The organism is Xanthomonas sp. NCPPB 3200 (assembly GCF_056393585.1).
This window is the reverse complement of sequence record NZ_CM150785.1, coordinates 343437-361954: the sequence shown is the minus strand read 5'-3', so window position 1 is coordinate 361954 and position 18518 is coordinate 343437. Positions and strand designations below refer to the sequence as shown.

Below are 18518 nucleotides of genomic sequence, written 5' to 3'. Positions count from 1 at the left end.
GGGCACACGCCGCGTTCCGCATCGGCCCCGTAGAATGGCGCCTTTCCGGCGACAGGCCGGGGCCCCGGAATTGTCATGATCCACAACGATGTACTGCGCAGCATCCGCTACATGCTCGACCTCAGCGACGACAAGGTGGTGGAGATCACCCACCTGGCCGACCCGGAGTTCGCGCTCGACAAGCCGCAGGTACAGGCCTGGCTGAAGAAGGAAGACGAGCCCGGTTTCGAGCCCTGCACCGACGCGATGCTGGCACGCTTCCTCGATGGCCTGGTGCTGCGTTTTCGCGGCCGTGACGAGAGCCAGCCGGTGCGCCCGCTGGAAACCCGCGTCGGCAACAACCTGGTGCTGAAGAAACTGCGCGTGGCCTTCGAGCTGAAAGACGTGGACATGCACGCCATCTTCGCCAGCGCCGGCTTCCCGCTGTCCAAGCCGGAACTGTCCGCGCTGTTCCGCCAGCCCGGCCACAAGAATTTTCGCCCCTGCGGCGACCAGTTGCTGCGCGCCTTCCTCAAGGGCCTGACCGCGCGGATGCGCGAAGCGGGTTGATGACCGGATACTGAGGTCGGACTGGTTTGGCCTGGCTTGGTCGTCCGACGACGCTGCGACTTGAATCCGCAGGTTTTTAGCGCAGTTTTCGTGTGTCTCGAAGTGACTGGATGGTGTAGATGGATCGATCGTGGAGCGGTCGATCTGCAGCTTGGCTGCATGGCCCTTGCCCGCCCACCATCGCAGGACACGCCGCAAGTACGTCCGTGTAGGCTCTTACGCGGCATCCATGCCGCGTAAGGTCCCGCGACGGTGGACGGGCAAGGACCAAGCGAGATGGTCGGTGTGCTTGGTGCAAGCAATGCATGACGTGCATTGTGCGAATTATGGGCGTCCAGTTAGCCTCTTAATCGACGCCTAGCAACAGGCAAGCTTTGAACAAGGCGACCTCGAACTCCTTGGCGTCCCAAAGCAAACACAGGTTTTGACCGGGCCACCGACCACCACTCTGGTGCGGTGTCCCCGCCGCTTGCGGGACCCTTGGCGGCATGGAGGCCGCCAAGGAGCCTCCATGGACGGATGCACGGCGTGTCCCGCAGGTGGTGAGGGCACCGCGCCCTCGACGCACCGGGTTTTTGATTCAAGCAGCTGCACCTGGGCCGCTACAACGCCTCACGCAATCAAGCCGCAGCCGCCAGGCGCGGCCGGCGTGCATCCAGGCGGAACACCGATACGGCTTCGCTCAGTTCCACTGCTTGCTCTTCCATCGCACGTGCTGCGGCGGAGGCTTCTTCCACCAGTGCGGCATTGCGCTGGGTGGTTTCGTCCATGTCGTTGACGGTGCGGGCGACCTGCTCGATGCCGGAGGATTGTTCGCGCGATGCGGCGGAAATCTCCGCAATCAGCGTGGTCACCTGCTGCACCGACTGCACGATCTGCTGCATCGTCTGCCCGGCCTGATCCACGCGCGCGCTGCCGCGCTCCACGCTGTCCACCGAGGCGTCGATCAGGTGCTTGACCTCCTTGGCCGCGCCGGCCGAACGCTGCGCCAGCGCACGCACTTCCGAGGCGACCACGGCAAAGCCGCGGCCCTGTTCGCCGGCACGCGCCGCTTCCACTGCCGCGTTCAAGGCCAGGATGTTGGTCTGGAAGGCGATGCCGTCGATGACGCTGATGATCTCGGCAATCTTCTTGGACGACACCTCGATCTCGCCCATGGTGTCGACCACGCTGGCCACCATCTCGCCGCCACGGCCGGCGATCTCCGCGGCCGCCTGCGCGCCGCGGCTGGCCTGCTGCGCGGTGTCGGCGTTCTGGCGCACGGTGGAGGTGAGCTCTTCCATCGAGGCAGCGGTTTCTTCCAGGTTGGCAGCCTGCTGTTCGGTGCGCTGGGCCAGGTCGTTGTTGCCGGCGGCAATCTCTGCCGAGGCGGTGCGAATGGTCTGCGCGGCCACGGTAATGTCGCCGACGATATCGGTCAGGCGCTGCACGGTGGCATTGGCATCGTCGCGCATGCGTGCGAACACGCCTTGCTGGTTGCCGTGCATGCGCGCGGTCAGGTCGCCATCGGCGATCGCCTTGAGCAGCTGCGACAGCTCGGCCAGATTCTGGTCCACGTTCTGCATCAGGCCGTTGACGCCGCTGACCATGGCGCGGAATTCGAACTGGTAGGCCTCGGCATTGCCGCGCGTGGCGAAGTCGCCGGCCGCAGCCGCGTCGACCAGGCCACGGATTTCGCCATTGATCGCCGCCAGGTTGCGCTTGGTGGTGTCCATCGCTTCGGTGATCTGCGCTTTCTCGCCCGGCAGGCGCGGCATGTCCACCGACATGTCGCCGACCGCGTAATGCTGCATCACCTGCAGCATGTCGCCGATCAGACCGACCTGCGCGCCGATCAAGCCATTGGTGTCGTCGACCATGCGGCCGTACGCGCCCGGGAAGGCCTGCGCGTCCATGCGGTAACTCATCTGCCCGGCTTCGTGGCGCTGTGCCATGTCGGCCTGCGCGGTGGAGACGTCGGTGAGCGTGTTGACCACCTGGCCCATGGCCTGGCCGAGCAGACCGATTTCATCGCGCGTGCTGACCGCCGCGCGCGCCGACAGATCGCCGGCCGCCACCTGGCGTGCCGCACGCGCGACGTTTTCGATCGGGCGCACGATCGAGCGACGGATCCACCAGCCCAGCACTGCCACCAGGCACAACGCCGCGGCGATCGTGGCCACCGCCGACAGCACCAGCTTGTGCTGCGCCGATTGCGAACTGGCCAGCACCGCCGCATCGGCCAGGGTCTTGCTGCGCTTCACCAGTTCTTCGAGGGTGTGGCTGGGCGCGCGGTCCTGGCCCTTGACCAGCTGGTCGCCCACCTGGGTGTCGTAGCCGGCCTCGGCAAACTTGCCCAGCGCCGCTTCGTAGTTGCGCTGCAGACCCAGATGCGCCTTGGCAAAGTCCTGCGCCAGCGTGCGCGCCTGCGGGTCCTGGGTTGCCTTGGCCAGCGCCGCGGTGCTGGCCTGCACCTTCCTGCCCTGCTCGCGGAAGGCGCTTAGATGCTTGTCCAGCAGCGCCGGATCGCGCCCGCGGATCAGCACGTTCTTCCACTCCTGCACCTGCAGGCGGAAATCGCGGGTGATCTCTTCGCTGCTGGAAGCCTGCGCCACCTCCGGCGGCACCTTGCCGGACAGGCTCAGCCACGCCGTGCCCAGACCGCCCAGGGCACACAGCAGGATGACCGACAGGCCCAGCGCGAGCGCGCCGAGCAGCTTGCTTTGCAGGCTGACGAATTTCGGGGTGGCAGCAGACATGGGGCGTCCAAATCGGGGAGTACAGCGGTTATCGACAGGCACGCTGCCGGCCTGAAGCAGCGCCGGCGCCAAAGTCAGCCTTGAATGCCTAAAAGGTAATAGCACTTCCGGATTCCCCGACAGGCTTCACCCGACGGCCCGACCGTCGCGTCATCTGTGACGTGCCCGTATCCTTCCCGCGCATGACCGAGCCTGCCTTTCCGATCTCCCCCCTGCTGCCGCAGCTGTGCGACAGCCTGGCCGCCCATCCGCGGCTGGTGCTGGAAGCCCCGCCCGGCGCCGGCAAGACCACCCAGGTACCGCTGGCCTTGCTGGACGCACCGTGGCTGGCCGGCCGCAAGATCGTGATGCTCGAACCGCGGCGCGTGGCCGCCCGCAGCGCCGCCGTGTTCATGGCGCGCCAGTTGGGCGAGCCGGTCGGCGAGACGGTGGGCTACCGCATCCGCTTCGAGAACAAGACCTCCGCGCGTACCCGCATCGAGGTCGTCACCGAAGGCATCCTGACCCGGCTGATCCAGGACGACCCGATGCTGGAGAGCGTCGGCGCGCTGCTGTTCGACGAGTTCCACGAGCGCCATCTGGCCGGCGACCTTGGCCTGGCGCTGGCGCTGGACGTGCAGGCGCAGGTACGCGAGGACCTGCGCATCGTGGCGATGTCGGCCACGCTGGATGGCGAGCGCCTGGCCGGCTTTCTCGATGCGCCGCGCCTGAGCAGCGCCGGGCGCAGCTTCCCGGTGGAGATCGCGCACTTTCCCGCGCGCCGCGACGAAGCGCTGGAGCCGCAGACCCGGCGCGCGGTGGAACACGCCTTGTCCACCCACCCGGGCGATGTGCTGGTGTTCCTGCCCGGCCAGCGCGAGATCGCACGCGTGCACAGCGCGCTGCAGGACGTGCTCGACCCGGCGGTGCAGGTGCTGCCGCTGCACGGCGAGCTGGCGGTCGAGGCGCAAAGCCAGGTGCTGCAACCCGACCCATCCGGCCGCCGCCGCGTGGTGCTGGCGACCAACGTCGCCGAGTCATCGGTCACCCTGCCCGGCGTGCGCGTGGTCATTGACAGCGGGCTGGCGCGCGAGCCGCATTACGATCCCAACAGCGGCTTCTCGCGCCTGGACATCACCGCCATCGCGCAGGCCTCGGCCGACCAGCGCGCCGGCCGCGCCGGGCGTGTGGCCAGCGGCTGGGCGTACCGGCTGTGGCCGCAATCGCAGCGGCTGGAACCGCAGCGGCGCGCGGAGATCACCCAGGTGGAGCTGGCCGGCCTGGCACTGGAACTGGCCGCCTGGGGCAGCGCCGCGCTGCGCTTCGTGGATGCCCCGCCGGCCGGTGCGTTGGCCGCCGCGCACGAATTGCTGCAGCGGCTGGGCGCGCTCACCGGCAGCGGCGGCATCACCGCACTGGGCCGGCGCATGCTCGCGCTGGGCACCCATCCGCGTCTGGCCGCGATGCTGGCGCAGGCTGGCGACGCGACACACGTGGCGCTGGCCTGCGACCTGGCCGCCTTGCTGGAAGCGCGCGACCCGCTGCGTCAGGGCGGCGATGGACTGGCTGCGCGCTGGCGCGCACTGGCCGCATTCCGCCAAGGCCGCAGCGCGCACGATGCCAACCGCGGCGGCCTGGCCGCGATCGACAGCGCCGCCAAACAATGGCGCCGCCGGCTGCGCTGCGACAGCGCTCCGCCCGCCAGCGTGGAAGCGCACGCGCTCGGCGACCTGCTCTCGCACGCCTTCCCCGACCGCATTGCCACACGCCATCCCAACGACCCGTTGCGCTACCTGCTGGCCAACGGCCGCAGCGCGCGCCTGTTCGACCACAGCGACCTGCGCGGCGAGCCCTGGCTGGTTGCCAGCGAGCTGCGCTACGAAGCCAAGGACGCGCTGCTGTTGCGTGCCGCGCCGGTGGACGAAGGCTATCTGCGCCGCAGCGTGCCCGAGCGTTTCGTGCAGCAGGATCTGGTGCAGTGGGACGCGGACAAGCGCGCCCTGGTCGCGCGTCGGCAATCCAGCTTCGATCGCATCGTGCTCGACAGCCGCCCGGCCGGCCGCGTCGATCCAGCGCAGGCCGCCGGCGCCTTGACCGAGGCGGTGCGGCAGCTCGGCCTGGATGCCTTGCCGTGGACCGACGGCCTGCGCCAATGGCGGGCCCGCCTGCAGTCGTTGCGTGCCTGGATGCCCGAGCTTGCGCTGCCCGACCTGTCCGACGCCGCGTTGCTGGAGACGCTGGACAGCTGGCTGCGCCCGGCCTTCGCTGGCAAGACCCGCCTGGATGCGCTGGACGAGGCCAATCTGGGCGAGGCGCTCAAGGCCGCCCTGCCGTGGGACCGCCGCCAGCTGATCGACCGCCATGCGCCCACCCGCATTAGCGTGCCCTCGGGCATGGAGCGGCAGATCGTTTACGCCCTCGACCACGCCGAGCAACCGTTGCCGCCGGTGCTGGCGGTCAAGCTGCAGGAACTGTTCGGCCTGGCTGAAACCCCGCGCATCGCCGACGGCCGCATCCCGCTGACCCTGCATCTGCTCTCGCCCGGCGGACGCCCGTTGCAGGTCACGCAGGATTTGAAGAGCTTCTGGGTCACCACGTACCCGGATGTCAGGAAGGAGATGAAAGGGCGGTATCCCAGACATCCGTGGCCGGAAGATCCATGGACCGCGACTGCAACCCATCGGGCAAAACCGCGCGGCACCTGATGTAAGCCCCTCTTCCCTCGGGAGAGGGGTTAGGGTGCGGGTACGGTGCGAAGCCCTCGTGTAATTACAATTGCACGAGGCTTCGCCCGTCCCCTCATCCACCCGTCGGGCACCTTACTTCCGGCGGGAGAAGCGACGTCAGCGTCGACACCGGCCAGGGCAGGCTTCTGTCGCACCCAGGTAAACACCGAATCCAGGTAAGGCACCGATCACAGCATCGCCCCGCATCATTACTTAACCGCAACCCAAACAAGCCCTGCCACCGCTAACACCGTCTATACGCAGCAGCCCACACACTGCGGCCCACGTACTCAGAAAGGAAACGCCTCCAATGAGCAAGCTGACTGTGATCACCGAACGCGCCCTGGAGCGTGCCCTGGAACTGGCTGGCAATGCGGGCGACCATCTGCGTCACGCCGCCTCCAACGCTGGCGATCAGGCCCGTCATGCAGGCAGCAGCCTGCGTCATTTCGGTCCAGGCGCCAGCGAATGGCTGAAGACCGGTGCTGCCCTGGGTGCCGTGCGCACCGGCGGCAAGGTCGTCAGCAAAGTGGTCAAGCGCAACCCGGCCGTCACTGTGGCTGCTGCCGTCGCCGGCCTGGGCCTGATCGGTTATGCCGTGTATCGCAAGCGCCAGCGTGACCAGCAGGTGCTTGGCGGCAACGTCCACCGTCTGGACCGCGAACACGCCAGCAATGCCAGCGCACGTCGCGCCGCCTACCAGCGTCGCGGTGCAGTGACTCCGAGCGACGGCATCGAGTAAGCCGTCGTTCCAGGCACAAAACATGACGCCACGGCCCTGCGCCGTGGCGTTTTTGTTTGTGGACCACGATCGATGCCACCGTTAAATCGCCAAGTCATCGACACCCACTCGCGTGGTCGAAGAATGCGGTACTACATGTGCAGGTCCGCGGCGATTAACGATCGCGTGTGATCGCGTTGCTTGCCCATAGCCGCGCGCTTGTCATTACCGCGCCTGTCCCGATCCGCGCCGTATTGCCGCATCGCAGGGTGGATCGGCCACGCAGGCACGCAACCGCTGCATCTGTGCTCGCGTTACCAATCCTGCTGCTCATGCCGCATGAGCGGCTCTGTAAGCAGCGCCGTCCAAGATGCATCGAGCTCAGCGCCGCGTGCGGTGCAGCGACCGCTGTACCGGATGCATCAGGCTCCGCGTCGCGTCCTACTTGGACGCGCGCCGCGCGTTTGTTCGATGCGCCACTGGCCCGGCGCCAGCGCATCCAGGGTCCAGTCGCCGATCGCCACGCGGATCAGACGCAAGGTCGGAAGGCCCACCGAGGCGGTCATGCGCCGCACCTGACGATTACGGCCTTCGGTGATCTGCAGCTCCAGCCAGGCATCGGGCACGGTCTTGCGCACGCGCACCGGCGGATCGCGCGGCCACAGCTGCGGTGCCGGATCGAGCCTGCGCACTTCGGCCGGGCGGGTCGGGCCGTCGTTGAGCAGCACGCCATCGCGCAAGGCCTGCAGTTGCGCAGGCTCCGGGTCGCCTTCCACCTGCACCCAGTAAGTCTTGGGTTGCTTGTGGCGCGGGTCGGTCAAGCGATGCGCCAGTGCACCATCGTCGGTCAGCAGCAACAGGCCTTCGCTGTCGTGATCCAGGCGACCGGCCGCATAGACGTCGGCCGGCAGGCCGAATTCGGCCAGCGTGCGTTTGGGCGGCTGCGAGCGGTCGCTGAATTGCGACAGCACGCCATAGGGTTTGTTCAACAACACCAACATGCCAATCCTGTTGCGCAAGGTCGTTGCAGGCCACGCGCGTGGCGCGTGGGTCGTGCACCGGGTTGAGGAGGTCGCGCTACCAGCGGCAGGCGATGTGCTGCTGCATGCAACGGCGTTGCACGCTGACGCTGCCGGCATCGCTACGCGGGGCGGTTGTGCATCAGTGGCCTGCCGCATGCAAACCAGCGCAGCGTTGGTCTAACTGGTGGTCATTGCGCTGCGCGCCATCCTTACGGTCGTGCAGCCGATTGCGCAGTCATCGCATGCCGCGCGCCCTGGCAGCATCGACGCACTGCGGCAGGCAGCCAAAGACCTGCATGCCGACGCGCGTGCGTCGGCATGCAGGCGGCGTCTCACTGCTTGACGAACTTCAAGGTCATGCGGTCGCTCTCGCCGATCGCCTTGTACTTGGCATCGTCGGCCTTGTCGTGGTTGTTGCTCGGCGGCAGGGTCCACACGCCACCGGCATAGTCCTTGGTGTCGCGCGGGTTGGCATTGACCTCGCTCTTGCCGGCGAGCTTGAATCCGGCTGCCTCGGCCATCGCGATCAACTGCGCCTGGCCGACATAGCCGCTCTTGTCGTCGGCCGGCACGTCGGCCTTGGCACGGTGCTCGACCACGCCGAGCACGCCGCCGGGCTTGAGCACCTTGTAGAAGCCGGCAAACATCGCCTCGGCATTGCCGGCCATGCGCCAGTTGTGCACGTTACGGAAGGTCAGCACCAGATCGGCCGAGTTGTCCACGCCGAACGACGGCGTCTTGGGCACATAGGAAACGAACGACGGTTTGCCGTACACCTCCGGCTTTGCGGCGAACTTCTTCTCCAGCTCGTCGCGCCCACGTTGTGCCGAATCGCGGCCGCGCCCCTCCGGCACCGCTGCCGGGTCGACCACCGCGGCAACATACTTGCCCTTGTCGCGCAGGTACGGCGCCAGGATTTCCGAGTACCAGCCGCCGCCCGGCGTGATTTCGATGACGGTCTGGGTCGGCTTGATGCCGAAGAACGCCAGCGTCTGGCCGGGATGACGATAGACATCGCGCTGCACGTAGACGCGATCGCGCCAGTTGCCGTCGATGGCTTTTTGCAGCGCCGCATCGGGCGCCGGCAAGCTGGCGCTATCGGCCGGTTTGATTGCCATGGCCAGTGGCGCGCTCATCGCCACTGCCATCCCCACCACACATGCACACACCAGCTTGTTGCGGATCATCGCAGCGCCCTTTGCGGGAAAAAGTAGCGCGAGCCTAGCATGCGGCCCGAAGCCTGCCATGTGCACGGATCCATGCGCCGCATGACGCGCCGCACCAGGCGCGGCGGACGACATGTTCAGACGACGTGAGTCGATGAGGGCGATCTGCGGAACGCTGAATCCACGCAGGTGTCACACGCAACATCGGCACGCATGACTATCCTGTGGGCAGTTCGAATCAGGAGCAACCGTGATGACCCACTCCCGCGCGCTAGGCCGCTCCGGCCTGCAGGTTCAACCGATCGTGTTCGGTGGCAATGTGTTTGGTTGGAGCGCCGACGAGGCGACCTCGTTCGCGTTGCTCGATGCCTTCGTCGATGCCGGCTTCAACCTGATCGACACCGCCGATGCGTACTCCGGCTGGGTGCCGGGCAATCGCGGTGGCGAGTCGGAAACCATCATCGGGCGCTGGCTCGCACGCAGCGGCAAGCGCGACAAGGTGCTGATCGCCACCAAGGTGGCCAAATGGAGCGAGCATCCGGGCCTGTCGCCGGAGAACATCGCCGCCGCGGTGGAAGATTCGCTCACCCGCCTGCAGACCGATGTGATCGATCTGTACCAGGCGCACGAAGACGACGAATCGATTCCGCTGGAAGCCACGCTGGCCGCGTTCGGCCGCTTGATCGAACAGGGCAAGGTGCGCGCGATCGGCGCGTCCAACTACAGCGCCGCACGCCTGCGCGATGCCCTGGATATTTCCGAGCAGTACAAGCTGCCGCGCTACGAAAGCCTGCAACCGGAATACAACCTCTACGACCGCGCCGGCTATGAAGCCGAGCTGGAGCCGCTGGTGCGCGAACGCGAGCTCGGCGTGATCAGCTACTACTCGCTGGCCAGCGGCTTTCTGACCGGCAAATACCGCAGCGCCGACGACGCCGGCAAGAGCAGCGCGCGTGGTGCCTCGGTGGTCAAGCAATACGTCAATCCGCGCGGCCTGCGCATCCTGCAGGCGCTGGACGATCTGGCGGCCACCCACCGCGCCACGCCGGCACAGATCGCACTGGCCTGGTTGATCGCACGCCCCGGCCTGACCGCACCGATCGTCAGCGCTACCAGCGTGACCCAGTTGCACGATGTACTGGCCGCCGCGCAGCTGTCGTTGAGCGCCGATCAGATTGCACAGCTCGATGCCGCAAGCGCCCCCGAGCCGGCCGACGCAGCCTGACGCATCGGCTTGCATCACGCACGCAGTCGACCACGCGCGTCTTTCCGCGCGCAGCCGCCATCGCGGCTGCGCTCCCCCGGTCGCGCACGCGCGACCCTTTCCGCAAGGAATCCCCCATGACATCGATCACCAATCGCCGCATCGTGCTGGCCTCACGCCCGCACGGCGAGCCGAGCGCCGACAACTTCCGCATCGAGGATGTCGCCTTGCCGCCCACCGGGCACGACCAGATTCTGGTGCGCAACCGCTTCCTGTCGCTGGACCCGTACATGCGCGGACGCATGGACGCAGGCCCGTCCTACGCCGCCCCGGTGGAGATCGACGCGGTGATGGAAGGCGGCACCGTCGGCGAGGTGCTCGAGTCGCACCATGCCGGCTATCAGCCAGGCGACCTGCTGGTACTGCCCGGCGGTTGGCAGAGCCATAGCCTGCTCACGCCCACCGCGCCGTTGCGCAAGCTGCCCAAGGACGATGCCCTGCCGCTGAGCACCGCGCTCGGCGTGTACGGCATGCCCGGCTTCACCGCCTACGCCGGCCTGCACGAAATCGGCAAGCCGCAGGCCGGCGAAACCCTGGTGGTGGCGGCAGCCAGCGGGCCGGTCGGCGCCACGGTGGCCCAGCTGGCGCGTCTGCAGGGGTTGCGCGTGGTGGCCATTGCCGGTGGCGAGGAAAAGGTGCGGTATCTGCGCGAGGTGCTGCGCGTGGATGTGGCGCTGGACCATCGCGCCGACGACTTTGCCGAGCAGCTGCGCGCGGCCACCCCGGACGGGATCGACATCTATTTCGAGAACGTCGGCGGCAAGGTCTTCGACGCGGTATTGCCGCAATTGAACGACTTCGCACGTATCCCGGTGTGCGGCGTGATCGCCACCTACAACAGCCGCGGCCAGGCCTTGCCGGGGCCAGATCGCCTGCCGGAGTTCATGGGCCAGGTGCTGCGCAAGCGGCTGACCGTACGCGGCTTCATCCAGCACGATTTCATCCGCCTGATGCCCGCGTTTCTGCGCGAGATGGGCCAGTGGCTGCGTGACGGCCAGATCCAGTACCGCGAACACGTCCTGCACGGCCTGGATAGCGCCCCGCAGGGCCTGATCAGCCTGCTGCGCGGCGAGAACTTCGGCAAGGCCGTCGTCGCACTGGATTAATGGCTCACAGCGCCCCGCACGACATCAGCTTTTGCGATTCACGATTCCCCCATTCCCGATCACCAAAGGAACACAATGACAGTCCCCGCATTCGGCCTCGGCACCTTCCGTCTCAAGGACCAGGTCGTCATCGACTCGGTGCGCAATGCACTGGAGTTGGGCTACCGCGCCGTCGATACCGCGCAGATCTATGACAACGAAGAACAGGTCGGCCAGGCCATCGCTGCATCCGGCCTGCCGCGCGATCAGCTGTATCTGACCACCAAGATCTGGGTCGACAAGTTCGACCGCAGCGCCTTGTTGCCCAGCCTGCAGGAAAGCCTGCGCAAACTGGGCACCGACCATGTCGACCTGACCCTGATCCACTGGCCTTCGCCCAAGGATCAGGTGCCGATGCGCGACTATCTGGAAGCCTTGAACGAGGCCCGGCAGCAGGGCCTGACCCGCGCGATCGGCGTCTCCAACTTCACCATCGCGCTGATCAAGCAGGCCATCGAGATCCTGGGTGCCGAGGCCATCGCCACCAATCAGATCGAAGTGCATCCGTACCTGCAGAACCGCAGCCTGATCGCGTTCCTGCGCGAGCAAGGCATCCATGTCACCTCGTACATGACGCTGGCGGTGGGCGAGGTGCTGAAGGACCCGGTGATCCAGGCGATCGCCGCACGCCACGACGCCACCCCGGCGCAGGTCACCCTGGCCTGGGCACTGCAGCAGGGGTATTCGGTGATTCCGTCTTCGACCAAGCGCGACAATCTGGAGAGCAATCTCAAGGCGCAGACGCTGCGGCTGAGCGAGCAGGACATGAGCGAGATCGCCGCACTGGACCGCGGGCAGCGGCTGGCCAACCCGAAGGCCATCGCACCCGACTGGGATTGAGGTCCCAGCTGCCATGGGTCGGCACTGTCCGGCCCGTGGCATCGCCACCGCGACGACCGCTCGTCGTCGCGTGCTGTTTGCACGCGGCAGGCGCTGCTACGGTGCCGGGCACAGGGGGTAGTCTCGGCAACGGAGTCCTACCCATGCACAGCGCATCCGTCTTGACCCGCCGCAGCGTCGATCTCGACACGGAGATCGCCTACTGGCGCGATGTCCACGCCGAAGGCCATCTGGGGGCTACGCCTTTGCCGATTATGCCCGGCTACTCACGCTCGGCTACGACATCTATCTGGCCTATCCGCGCGCGACCGAGGCGCAGCTGTATCGCGTGCTGCAGGACGGCTACTACCACTATCAACCGCTGCTGTCGGTGCCCTGGGACCAGGCGCGCTGGATCGTGCGGCATGCCTGGCGGCATCTGGAAGAGGCCGCCGTCCGGCATTGAAGCAAGCGTTCTGAGAAGCAAGCCTTCTGACATGAAGCCAACGCTTAGACCGCCGCACAGCCCGTGCGGCCGCGCAGCGCTGTCAGCTCACTGTCACAGTGCCATCGCCTGGCGGTCGATGCGGTGTTTGTCGGCCAGTGCCTGCATGCCCTGCAGGGTGGCGGCGATCAGGCTGGCATAGCGCAGCCGCCACAGCGTGGCGCGGTCGTTGTCGTCGTGCGTATTGCCCAGGCCGTCGAGCACCTGCGGCAGACGGCGGTCGGCCAGCGCGGAGGCGGCCAGATAGGGCTTCTCGGGTGCGATCACATCCACCGGTGCGCGCCAATCGTTGGCAACCTGCTGGGAAATGCCAGCCAGGTGCGAGAGCTGGTGCATGCCGATCAGCGTCTCGTGCAGCATCTCGCGGCACGCCCACTGCCACAGCGCCACCTTCTCCGATGGGTCCTTGGCAATCTCGGTGAGTGCCAGATCAACCTTTTCGATGCGTGAGTCGAGCATTGCTGAGCTCCGATGCTGCTGTGCAACATAATTCACACCATACACCGTGAGAATCAAGTGAGCCAAACGTTTGCAGGATGTCGGCGCAACGATGCTCGACCCGGTTCACGCTTTACGTGGCGGGGACCAGACGCCGCTACGGCACCCCGACGTCCTGCCACAGGTCGATGTCACGCTGGGGCGTGGCCGCCTGGAACAGGCGCTGGCCGACGACGGCCGCGCGGTGAGGGTGGCGGTGCAGCGCAAGCGGACTTGCGCGCCTTGCGGCGGGCCAACGATTCGCTTCGGCCGGATGGCTACCGTGACGGGGGTACGACACCGTGCATGCAGGAATGCACGCATTACGTATCAGCCGAAGGCATGCTGATGCTTGCTCCCCAAATATCGCTGGTTCAGAGCACCTCATCGCACACTGGTTGATGCCACCCCACGGCGATCGCAAGGCGGCAGGCATGGCTGGGTCGGCTCGGTCATCGCGGTATCAGGCGAGCAGCCATTGCCGCAATGCATCCGACACTGCCTGCGGCTGTTCCAGCGGCGACAGATGGCCACACGCAGGCACTTGCACCAAGCGCGCCTGCACTGCGAGTGCGGCCATTTCCTCGTGCAATGCCGGCGGGGTGATCGCATCGTCCTGGCCGCACAGCACCAGCAGCGGGCCGGCATAGGCGCGCAGCAGCGCGCGACCGTCTTCCCGCTCCAGCCGGTTCTGCCGCAGAAACACCTCCACGCCCAGTCGCTGGGTCATGCCACGCACCCGCTCCAGCAAGGCCTCGTCCTGCCAGCGCGAGGGATGCACGTAGTGCCGCAGCAGCCGTTCGCCGAATCCGTGGAAGGCACTGGCGCCACGCACGCTCGCTTCCTGCGCGCGCCGTTGCGCCGCACGCTCGGGCGAATCGGCACGTGCGGAGGTATCCAGCAAGGCCAGCCGCTCCACGCGCTCCGGCGCGATACGCAGGATTTCCTGCGCGACGTAGCCACCCAAGGAAAATCCCGCCAGTGCAAACCGCGGCGGCATCTGCGCCAGCAGCTGTGTTGCCAGCGTGCGCATGCTCTCGCCCTGGGTGATGTCGCCGACCACGCAGTCGGCAAGCTCGGCCAGGGCCACGCGCTGTGCCTGCCACAACTGCGCATCGTTGAGCAGACCGGGGAGCAGCAACAAGGTGGGACGCGTTGCGCTCATGCGCAGCAAAGTCCGATCGGGGTCGCAGAAGCAGGCACTGTCATCGCAACAGTGTGCCGCGCGGTGACGCCCATCGCCAGCGCGTGCGTGCGCACCCGGACGCGGGTGCATCGGCTCGTTGGCGTGTCTTGCGTCCATGTCAGGTCGCGCTGACACCGCGACGCCGGCTGCCTGTGTTCTTCAGGGCAGCGCTCCTGCTGCTGCGACAAAAAACGGCCCGACGCAGGCGTCGGGCCGTTTCTGACTCCACCACGTGTGACGCGTGGTGGTGCTGGCGTGGATCAGGCCAGGGTCAGGGTGACGTCGATGTTGCCGCGGGTCGCGTTGGAGTACGGGCAGACCTGGTGGGCCTTGTCGACCAGCGCCTGCAGTTCGGTCTGGTCCATGCCCGGCACTGCGATGCGCAGTTCCACGGCAATGCCGAAGCCGCCCGGAATCTGGCCGATGCCGACGCTGCTGTCGATGCTCACTTCGCCCGGCAGCTTGAGCTTGTCCTGCGCCGCGACAGCCTTCATCGCGCCGATGAAGCAGGCTGCGTAGCCGGCAGCGAACAACTGCTCCGGGTTGGTACCGTCGCCGCCGGCGCCGCCCAGCTCGCGCGGGGTGGACAGCTTGGCGTCCAGCGCCTTGTCGGAAGACACGGCGCGGCCTTCGCGGCCACCGGTGGCAGTGGCGTGGGCGGTGTAGAGGACTTTTTCAGGTGAGGCCATGGTGGTTCTCCAGAATGAGCGCTGTCAGCGCGTGATGTAGCTGAATAGTTGACGATTGAATCGTGTACGACATGTTGCAGAAAATGTGCGGACCTTGCGGGGCCGGCTCACCCCGTGCCGAGATTTGAGCGCAGCGTTTCCAGTTGCTGCTTGAGTTGACGCAATTCGTCCAACGAACACGCCGAGGCGCACAACACCTGCTCCGGCACCGCCCCGGCCTTGGCGCGCAGTGCGCGGCCGGTATCGGTCAGCGCAATGATCACCTGGCGCTCGTCGCTGGCGGCGCGCGTGCGGGTGACCAGTCCAGCAGCCTGCAGACGCTTGAGCAGCGGGGTCAGCGTGGCCGAGTCCAGGTACAGGCGCTCGCCGATCTCCGACACGCTGCGGCCGTCGGTTTCCCACAGCACCAGCAGCACCAGATATTGCGGATAGGTCAGGTCCAGCGTCTTCAGCAGTCCGCGGTAGAGCCTGTGCATCGCCAGGTTGGCCGAATACAGCGCAAAGCACAGCTGGTTGTCGAGCTGCAGCAGCGCATTGGTCCGGGCGGTGGTGGCTGTGGCGGTGTCCATGGCTGCAATTTACATAGGGCACTATTTAATTGCAAGCGATTTTTTGATCAGTCGTGCAACCAGGCGCCGCCGCCGAACTGGCCCAGGCCGCCGTCCTGATCGGTCACAAGATCTTGTGCAGTCCGGGGCCGGGGCGCGCCTGCATGTCTAGGCCCGATGTGCGGTCGCCAGATACTCGGCGCTCTGCATCTCGATCAGGCGCGAGGCGGTGCGCTCGAAGGCGCCGGCCAGGCGCTGGCCGCTGTACAACGCGGGCGGGGCGTCCTGCGCGGTGCAGACCAGGTTGACGTGGCGGTCGTACAGCTCGTCGATCAGATTGACGAAGCGGCGCGCAGCATCCTCGTTCATGCGATCGAAGTGCGGGATGCCGCCCAGCAACACGGTGGTGAATTCACGCGCGATCTCGATGTAATCGCCCGGGCCACGCGGGCCCTCGCACAGCGCGGCAAAATCGAACCAGGCGATGCTCTTGCCGCGCGCGCGCACGGCAATCTTGCGCGCCTCGATTTCGATGTTGCCGCTGCGCGGCTCCGAGTTTCCGCTCAGCTCGCCCCAGCGCTGCGTCAGCCACGCATCGGCATGCGCATCCAGGGGCGCGCGATACACCGGTGAACGCGTCAGCGCGCGCATGCGGTAATCCTCGGTGCCTTCTGCATAGAGTTCCACGCAGAATTTCTGCAGCAGACCGATCGCCGGCATGAAACTGTCGCGCTGCAGGCCGTTGGCGTAGAGGTTTTCCGGTGCGGTGTTGGAGGTGGTCACCAGGGTCACGCCTTCGGCGAACAGGCGTTCTAGCAGACGCGCCAGCAACATCGCATCGCCGATGTCGGTGACGAAGAATTCGTCCAGCACCAGCACGCGCAGATTCTCGCGCCATTGCTGCGCGATCTTGGCCAGCGGATCGCTTTGCCCGGCGTGCTCGCGCAGTTGCTCGTGCACCCCGCGCATGAAGCGATGGAAGTGCGTGCGGTACTTCTGCTTGATCGGCAACCCGTCGTAGAACAGGTCGACCAGGAAGGTCTTGCCGCGCCCCACTCCACCCCAGAAATACAGGCCGCGCACCGGCTCGGGCTTTTTCCAGAACGCCGACAGCCGATCCAGCCAGCCGTCCTGCGCGCTGTCCACCAATGCCTCGTGGATACGGTCCAGTTCCGCCAGGGCCGCCTGCTGCGCGGGGTCGGCGCGCCAGTCGCCGCGTTGTACGCCGGCGGCGTAGCGCTGCGACGGGGTCATCTCACTCATCGTGTTCTCCGCGGGCCGGCTGCTGCCTTGCCCGCTCAACGGCGCATCGCCGGGCGATACGCATGGGCCCTGCCGCGGTCAGACGGCGGCCGGCAACCAGCGCCGGACACCATGCTGGATCGCACCGCGCAGGTCGATCAACTTGCGGTGGAAGAAGTGGCTGGTGTCGGGCATGCGTACCAGCTCGGGCTGCTGCTCCAGGGTCTCCAGCCAGTCATACACCGCCTGCGGGTCGACGATTTCGTCGGCATCGCCCTGCACCACCAGCCACTGCGCCGGCGGCTGCATGTCGCTGAAATCCCAGCGCCCGGCCGGCGGCGCGATCGAGATCAGCACCTGCGGTGCGAGCGAGCCGGCGGCGCGCAGCGATACATACGCCCCGAAGCTGAAACCGGCCAGCCACAGCGTGTCGCCCGGGCCCTGGCTGCGCACCCATGCGGCGACCGCACGCAGATCGTCCTGCTCGCCATCGCCATGATCGAACGCACCGGCCGAGTTGCCGACACTGCGGAAATTGAAGCGCACCACGGTGATCCCCAACTCGCGCAGCGCGCGCGCAGCCATGGTGACGACCTTGTTGTGCATGCTGCCGCCCTCGGTGGAGAGCGGGTGGCAGACGATGGCGGTGACCGGTTGCACGGCAACGTCCGGCTCGGGCAGATCGACCGCGACATCGAGCGGGCCGACCGGCCCATCCAATGTCAGCGCAGCCGATTCGGTGGGGAATAAGGGATTGGACATACCGTCATAATAGCCGCCCCGCCGGCCGCGTTCATCGCCCTGCCTGCACACTTCGTTGCGTTGCCCATGCATTTTCTGCTGTTTGCCGTCGTTTGCAGTGTCCTGGTGTCGGTGCTTCTCAAGCTGCTGCCGCGCTATCGCCTGGACGCTGCGCAGGCGATCACCTGGAACTACGCCACCGCTGCGCTGCTGGCGTGGCTGACCCTGCATCCGTCACTGGACACGCTGCGCGCGCCGACCACGCCCTGGCTGGCACTGTTTGCATTGGCGGTGGCGCTGCCCTCGATCTTCATGCTGCTGGCACGCGCGGTCGCCACCGCCGGCATCGTCCGTACCGACATTGCCCAACGCCTGTCGCTCCTGCTCTCGCTGGCGGCGGCTTTCACGCTCTTCGGTGAACCGGTCAATGCCTGGAAGCTGACGGGACTGGCTCTGGGTCTGCTGGCCATCGTCTGCATCCTGCAACGGCCACGGCAGGGCGCCGGTGCGGATTCGGCCCCGACCTCGATCGGCTGGCCGTGGCTGGCAGGCGTGTGGATGGGCTTTGCCCTGATCGATCTGTTGCTCAAGCACATCGCACAGGCCGGTACGCCTTCATTGACGTCATTGACGCTGTGCTTTGCCCTGGCAGGTGTGCTGATGCTTGGCCTGCAAGTCGTTCGCCGGGGCGGTGTCGCGCGCCTGAGCTTTCGCAACCTGCTCGCCGGCGTGCTCCTGGGCGCGCTCAATTTCGGCAACATCCTGTGCTACGTGCGCGCCCATCAGCTGCTGCCACACAGCCCGGCCACCGTCTTCGCCAGCATGAACCTGGGGGTGGTCATCCTGGGAGCGCTCGTCGGCAAGCTGGGGTTCGGCGAACGCATCGGCCGACGCGGCTGGGTGGGGCTGTTGCTGGTGGCGCCGGCAATCGCAGCGATCGCCTGGGGCATGCGGCTGGGCTGATGGCGGCATTCGGCCGGCGCGACGCCGGTTCGCCACTC

General features: G+C 66.8%; 16 protein-coding genes and 1 pseudogene. 8 read left to right on the top strand and 9 right to left on the bottom strand.

Annotation, left to right across the window (positions count from 1 at the left end; all coding sequences use genetic code 11):
• Positions 1-75: 75 nt before the first annotated feature.
• Positions 76-549: a YehS family protein gene (locus AC06DU_RS01510; RefSeq protein ID WP_016901421.1), complete on the top strand. Its 474-nt coding sequence runs from the start codon at positions 76-78 to the stop codon at positions 547-549.
• Positions 550-1169: 620 nt separating this feature from the next.
• Here AC06DU_RS01510 and AC06DU_RS01505 read toward each other — a convergent pair.
• The gene (locus AC06DU_RS01505; protein ID WP_478203357.1) at positions 1170-3287 is read right to left on the bottom strand and encodes a methyl-accepting chemotaxis protein; all 2118 of its coding nucleotides are present in this window, start codon (positions 3285-3287) and stop codon (positions 1170-1172) included.
• A 182-nt stretch (positions 3288-3469) separates the two neighbouring features.
• Between AC06DU_RS01505 and hrpB the strand changes: the two genes are divergently transcribed.
• Both hrpB and AC06DU_RS01495 read left to right on the top strand, forming a co-directional pair.
• Positions 3470-5971 carry an ATP-dependent helicase HrpB gene (gene hrpB / locus AC06DU_RS01500; protein ID WP_435014218.1) on the top strand — a complete coding sequence of 834 codons (2502 nt, stop codon included), beginning with the start codon at positions 3470-3472 and terminating at the stop codon, positions 5969-5971.
• 331 nt (positions 5972-6302) lie between these two features.
• Positions 6303-6734 (top strand): hypothetical protein, encoded by a 432-nt coding sequence (locus tag AC06DU_RS01495; protein ID WP_016903604.1) that lies wholly within the window; start codon positions 6303-6305, stop codon positions 6732-6734.
• Between the two features lie 401 nt (positions 6735-7135).
• On the opposite strand, the gene AC06DU_RS01490 is transcribed toward AC06DU_RS01495, so the two are convergent.
• Positions 7136-7714 (bottom strand): pseudouridine synthase, encoded by a 579-nt coding sequence (locus tag AC06DU_RS01490; RefSeq protein WP_102580176.1) that lies wholly within the window; start codon positions 7712-7714, stop codon positions 7136-7138.
• Between the two features lie 353 nt (positions 7715-8067).
• The gene (locus AC06DU_RS01485; protein ID WP_024938993.1) at positions 8068-8922 is read right to left on the bottom strand and encodes a class I SAM-dependent methyltransferase; all 855 of its coding nucleotides are present in this window, start codon (positions 8920-8922) and stop codon (positions 8068-8070) included.
• A 232-nt stretch (positions 8923-9154) separates the two neighbouring features.
• Here AC06DU_RS01485 and AC06DU_RS01480 point away from each other — a divergent pair, with 232 nt between their 5' ends.
• The 4 genes and pseudogenes from AC06DU_RS01480 to AC06DU_RS01465 all read left to right on the top strand — a co-directional run bounded on the left by AC06DU_RS01480 (position 9155) and on the right by AC06DU_RS01465 (position 12595).
• Positions 9155-10126, top strand: coding sequence for an aldo/keto reductase (locus AC06DU_RS01480; protein WP_024938994.1), 972 nt, complete (start codon positions 9155-9157; stop codon positions 10124-10126).
• A 116-nt stretch (positions 10127-10242) separates the two neighbouring features.
• Positions 10243-11271, top strand: a complete 1029-nt coding sequence (locus tag AC06DU_RS01475) for an NADP-dependent oxidoreductase (protein ID WP_024938995.1) — start codon at positions 10243-10245, stop codon at positions 11269-11271.
• Positions 11272-11346: 75 nt separating this feature from the next.
• Positions 11347-12150: a 2,5-didehydrogluconate reductase DkgB gene (dkgB, locus tag AC06DU_RS01470; RefSeq protein WP_102250858.1), complete on the top strand. Its 804-nt coding sequence runs from the start codon at positions 11347-11349 to the stop codon at positions 12148-12150.
• A gap of 143 nt (positions 12151-12293) precedes the next feature.
• Positions 12294-12595: pseudogene (locus AC06DU_RS01465) on the top strand (hypothetical protein).
• A gap of 93 nt (positions 12596-12688) precedes the next feature.
• Here the strand turns inward: AC06DU_RS01465 and AC06DU_RS01460 are convergent.
• From AC06DU_RS01460 to AC06DU_RS01435, 6 genes are all read right to left on the bottom strand, one after another.
• Complete coding sequence (locus AC06DU_RS01460) at positions 12689-13093, bottom strand: hypothetical protein (RefSeq protein ID WP_039517583.1); 405 nt, start codon at positions 13091-13093, stop codon at positions 12689-12691.
• A 481-nt stretch (positions 13094-13574) separates the two neighbouring features.
• Positions 13575-14276 (bottom strand): alpha/beta fold hydrolase, encoded by a 702-nt coding sequence (locus tag AC06DU_RS01455; protein WP_047127840.1) that lies wholly within the window; start codon positions 14274-14276, stop codon positions 13575-13577.
• A 281-nt stretch (positions 14277-14557) separates the two neighbouring features.
• A complete protein-coding gene (locus tag AC06DU_RS01450; protein WP_102580170.1) occupies positions 14558-14986 on the bottom strand; it encodes an organic hydroperoxide resistance protein in 429 nt (142 codons plus the stop codon).
• A 107-nt stretch (positions 14987-15093) separates the two neighbouring features.
• Complete coding sequence (locus tag AC06DU_RS01445) at positions 15094-15555, bottom strand: MarR family winged helix-turn-helix transcriptional regulator (RefSeq protein WP_478203355.1); 462 nt, start codon at positions 15553-15555, stop codon at positions 15094-15096.
• A 147-nt stretch (positions 15556-15702) separates the two neighbouring features.
• The gene (gene zapE / locus AC06DU_RS01440; protein ID WP_184614734.1) at positions 15703-16797 is read right to left on the bottom strand and encodes a cell division protein ZapE; all 1095 of its coding nucleotides are present in this window, start codon (positions 16795-16797) and stop codon (positions 15703-15705) included.
• A 78-nt stretch (positions 16798-16875) separates the two neighbouring features.
• Complete coding sequence (locus AC06DU_RS01435; RefSeq protein WP_478203353.1) at positions 16876-17538, bottom strand: alpha/beta hydrolase; 663 nt, start codon at positions 17536-17538, stop codon at positions 16876-16878.
• 66 nt (positions 17539-17604) lie between these two features.
• On the opposite strand from AC06DU_RS01435, the gene AC06DU_RS01430 reads away from it, so the two are divergent.
• Positions 17605-18480, top strand: coding sequence for an EamA family transporter (locus AC06DU_RS01430; RefSeq protein ID WP_184380903.1), 876 nt, complete (start codon positions 17605-17607; stop codon positions 18478-18480).
• Positions 18481-18518 lie beyond the last annotated feature (38 nt).